The sequence below is a fragment of the Aeromonas sp. HMWF016 genome (assembly GCF_963878195.1).
In the GTDB taxonomy this organism is placed as follows: Bacteria; Pseudomonadota; Gammaproteobacteria; order Enterobacterales; family Aeromonadaceae; genus Aeromonas; species Aeromonas lacus.
Genome location: NZ_CAWNWX010000121.1, coordinates 1 through 4,570, shown reverse-complemented (window position 1 = coordinate 4,570; position 4,570 = coordinate 1). Strand labels below are relative to the sequence as shown.

Below are 4,570 nucleotides of genomic sequence, written 5' to 3'. Positions count from 1 at the left end.
GGTGGGACAGACTCTGAACGGGAGTTACACCTACAGCGATGCAGACAGTGATGCTGAAGGTGCGAGTACCTTCCAGTGGTATCGCGATGACATGGAAATCAGTGGTGCAACAGCAAAGGCCTATACCTTGGTAGCGGCGGATGAAGGTAAGTCTATCAAGTTCGAGGTGACGCCAGTTTCTATGACCGGTGAACCGAAGGTGGGGATACCGACCAAATCGGCAGCTACTGCCCCTGTTGTATTAGCCTTGCCAAGTATCCAGATAAGATCATTGAGTACGGAGGGAGAGCCGGATGGTGTGCTGCTCGCAGATGGAGCACCAGTAAGAGTGCAGTACCAATGGAGTTCAAGTATTGGTGCTCGAGAAGGGGCAACCCGGTATGAGTGGCAGCTTGTCGGTGGGGCCGTGTTCAGTACAGATAAGGCACCAGCGCTGCCCTCGCTCTTCAATGGGAACGGTCTGTCGGGTATGTCGAGGGGAGAAATCATGGTTAAAATAACCCCCGTCGACGAGTTCGGCAATGAGGGTGCAAGCGTGATATCGAATACCGTATTGGTGCGTGAGACTATCCCCAGCCATGGCCATACAGAAGTAATTTGGCCACTCGTGTTAGAGTACACAGATGTAGCCGCTGTTCCTGGCTCAATTGATGACGCATGCTCTAGAATAGTACCGGGCGCTTTTGGCCCAACTCCTGGATATCTACCATGGGTGGCCGATAGCTTGATATGGTTTTCTGACGCGCCAAATGGTATCGCGCAGCACATTAGCTACCTTAGTGACACCATCATATCCATTGTTCGCCCAGTAAATATCGGGACACCAAATCAGGAATACAAGGCGTTCCCGGAGGACCCTACTCCCGGGGTTCGTGACTCAATTACATGGTGCGCTTCTAACTAAGTTTAGGCGCTTGTTGGATGGCCCTTTGTTGTTCGACAGTTAGTTGCGTTGTTGCCTAAATCAGCCAGCCCCCAAATTGACCGTTACCACTCATGGCGACTTGGTGGGCTGGCCCTGTATTGAGGTGATGGGATAAGGCGACTAGCCCAAGATGCAGACTTGAAGAAATTGGTAGGTATCAGCTCACTGCGTCCTAAGTAAGTTCAATTCAAACTGCATAGATTTGGGTAAAACGTCTCAGTTAACTCGACCCGAGAAGTCTGTGTATACCCCGAAGTTACTGTCATCCATCTAAAACTGACGAGATTTTTTATGTCATCGTTTAACAAGTGAAAATAACTATGGAAATTTATCTTGTTATATAGATTAATCTGGAGTTTTTTCTAGGTATGTTGTTTTCGAGGCGTGGTGCGGAACTCTAGGTTTATTTTGTTCTGTAGTCCTGTGATGGCTATCATTTCACAACAAAAGAGAAGCGCTCTTGATTGTCATTTACTTTCATTGTTTTAATTTATGGAGGGGGTATGTCGGTATTCCTAAGGGTTTTTGCAATAGGTTATATAGTGTTCTGGGTTTGTTTTTTCATATGGCTAGAATGAAATCGTGTTGGCTTTAAGAGTTTTATGGAGCGGCATTGGAAGTGTAAGCTCTGATCTGCTTTCTCGTTCAGCCTACTAAAAGTTGAATCATATTTATTATTTCTCGTAAAGGTTCGGTGGCGTCTTGAAGGGTTAGTTGATTATAAGTTGTTTTCTCACGCCTTATACACAATCTAACTAAATGCAGTTCTTTTTTAATGGCGCCTATAGGTTGATTATAACGGGTTTATCTTTATATTCAGTTTTTTTTCAGAGATTATTGGCTTTTTCAGATACTATTCAGTAGTGCTTTTGGCGGTAATAAGTAGACTGGATTCGTCAGATATGGGCGCAGGATGGTGCGAGCAAGAAAAATGTTTTTGTGTCTATCATTTTTGCTCTCTGATTTACCCCGTGCGTGCTTTGGCCTGCTAGTTGAAGAATTAGCAGGCCTTTTTTAGGGCTCAGTCTGAAAAGCAGGCTATCACCTTGATGGCTACCATCATGACACCCCAGCCTTTCAACACCTGTTATCCCTCTTTCCCCAGTTAACCCTGCGCAAGCACCGTGTTGCTCAACAGCAACTCATGCCATTACCTCTCTCAATGCACAGTTACCGGCATGCTTCGGGTGCCCTCATTGTCATGCCGATGCCACCCTGCTGGCACCTTGGGGCTGGAGCTGCGGACTACGTCGCTACCGTTGCAAACAGTGTCTGCGCACCAGCGCGATACAACCAAGACGCCTCTGGCGGCACCATTTCTTGTGTACTATGGCAACTCATCAAGCCACTCGTGAAGACGGGATCATTGAAGTGGATGAGACCTTCTTCCTCGAATCATTCAAGGGGCAACGGGGACTGTCGCGTCCGCCGCGGCATTGTGGTGGTAAAGGAGGAACTCGGGGAACCGGACGGGAGTATATTACGGTGATGGTGGTACAAGACCGGGCATGGCCACCATGCAGATTTTCAGTTGGAAGAGTGAATACCGAAATAGTCATTGCGGTTTTGAAGCCCTTTGTCTCGCTGGATGCAGTGCTGTGTAGCGATGGCGCGGGGGGATGCCAGCTTCAGCAAAGTGCAGAGCGTGACGCATCAAGTGGTGCGCAATCGTCAGGGTGAGCGAGTAGCCGGTGCGTATCACATTCAGCACGTGAATGCCTATCACCATCGGTTGAAAGAGTGGATGGTTCATTTCCGTGGTGTGGCGACGCACTACCTGAAGAACAACCTGGGTTGGCACAGGATGCTGGAGCGTTACGGGAGGGGAGTGAATATCAAAGCGTGTTTGCATGAGGCGCTGGGGCTCCCCCATGCAACACATAATTGGGACATTGCTATATAAATACTAGGCGTCATAGCACTGTTGGATACCAAATATGTGAGTAATGGTCGCTATACTACAATCCTAAACATACCCTTTGCTATTAATACATCAAGCCAGATAGGTATGAGATACGAGATAGTAGTAGTTCATTGCTGTAGAATAATTGACTTTACACATAACTAAGTAAGACGGCAAACCTAATATGGCGTAAAACCAATTTGCTCCCCACTCAGAATTTTAAAGAATTTATAATTAGCCATCTATTTACCTGCATTGGCAATATGACATCTCACTTGACTGCACAGTAGATGCCAACATCACTACAGTAATAACCATAGCGAATCAAGCCGCTGCAAAGACAGCTTACAAAAGTCAGCGCTAAGATCAACATATATAATTACATCACACCGGAACCATTTTGTGTTATGTAATTGTCATTGACATGAACTAGGTGTAAAGTAACATCACAACATATGTTTGAATGAGTAGGACTATGAGTGAACATAATGACCCGCAAATGCCAACTGATGAGAGTTTTTTACTTGATAATGGTATTATGTTTGATCCGAAGCTCAATGAAATTTCTTACAATGACAAGGTTGTTACGCTAGCCCATACAGACTCAAGAGTATTAGAGTTATTAATTTGCCATGCAGGGAGCATTGTTCCGCGTGAACAGCTTATCAAATTCTCTTGGAATGGACGGGTTGTTGCTGACACGTCACTGATGAAATCAATATCTAATATCAGGAAAGCTTTTAAAGATCTAGAGATAAGCGATGACTGTGTCGTCACCATCCCACGAGTTGGATACCGCTTGGCTTGTAGGGTGCTAAATAATATTGAACAACAAAAAAGCGAAACTCCACCTAACGTCCATATTGAAGTTGATGTAGACCCAGGCATTAATGTAGAAGATGAGAGCCCAAAAAAAATAACCGTTTTTATTGATTATTATCAAAAAATAATCAAAGGCAAATCCTTTCCAGTTAAACTGAAATACATGCTCATTGGCTTAAGTATATTTCTATTAGGGTATGCACTTTACAACTTCATGTGGTACATAGACCAAGATCTAGATAATGATTTCCTCAGAAGAGGCTATGAAATTAACAACATTACAATTTCAAACAAAAAATACACACTAATAAGACCTGAAAAATTAATGCTCACTGATGATATAAAACCATTTATTTCTTTAGCACCTAGCATGACTTTGATTTATATCCAGAAGAAAGACGGAATATATAATGTTTCATATTCATATAAAGGAAAGTCGATGTCATTTAATTTTAGCGAGAACAACAAATCCACAGCAGTTTGTCGAATTAAAACAATATTATCTGATGGAGAGCATCTATGCGTTATGTAATGCTGTTTTGTACATCATTGCTGTTATTTTTATACAGTTCCCATCATGTCAAAAAGTCTCTAACAAGAGACGGTGAATATCATGCGTCATTATATTTTCTTGGCTCGACAACAACTAATATAAGTATTGTTACCAATATGTATAACAGCAGTTTTATAACGCATTCATACTTAAAGTCACCAGCATTGGATGAGGCCGCAGTTTTTGTTTCTAAAGGGGTGTTCCTTGATGATGATGCGGATGGAAATTATTCTTTAAGTTATTCCATGAAGGAAACTCACCCCCCAAGAGTACTAGAACCACAAAAATCCAAATTCTATTTAGACATGGTTGCGAGAATTGGGCATCCTATTGATGAAAAAATTAGCCTTATCTATCACAATAGAGA

Annotated in this window: 3 protein-coding genes and 2 pseudogenes; all 5 read left to right on the top strand. The window is 43.3% G+C overall.

Translation table 11 applies throughout. From position 1 onward, the window contains the following. On the top strand, positions 1-904 hold a 904-nt coding region (locus tag AACS24_RS20695), incomplete at its 5' end, for a hypothetical protein (RefSeq protein WP_219927742.1). A 1,105-nt stretch (positions 905-2,009) separates the two neighbouring features. Further along, positions 2,010-2,209 (top strand): annotated as a pseudogene (locus AACS24_RS22025) (IS1595 family transposase); the annotation flags it as partial. An 18-nt stretch (positions 2,210-2,227) separates the two neighbouring features. Beyond that, positions 2,228-2,835 (top strand): annotated as a pseudogene (locus tag AACS24_RS20690) (IS1595 family transposase); the annotation flags it as partial. 468 nt (positions 2,836-3,303) lie between these two features. Beyond that, complete coding sequence (locus AACS24_RS20685) at positions 3,304-4,182, top strand: winged helix-turn-helix domain-containing protein (protein WP_181364252.1); 879 nt, start codon at positions 3,304-3,306, stop codon at positions 4,180-4,182. Beyond that, the coding region (locus AACS24_RS20680) for a hypothetical protein (RefSeq protein ID WP_146181439.1) at positions 4,170-4,570 on the top strand (401 nt) is incomplete at its 3' end. The genes AACS24_RS20685 and AACS24_RS20680, both read left to right, overlap by 13 nt.

What these genes read in the sequence shown, in the direction of transcription:
- AACS24_RS20685 (WP_181364252.1), top strand. Translation starts at nt 3,304, where the DNA reads ATGAGTGAACATAATGACCCGCAAATGCCAACTGATGAGAGTTTTTTA.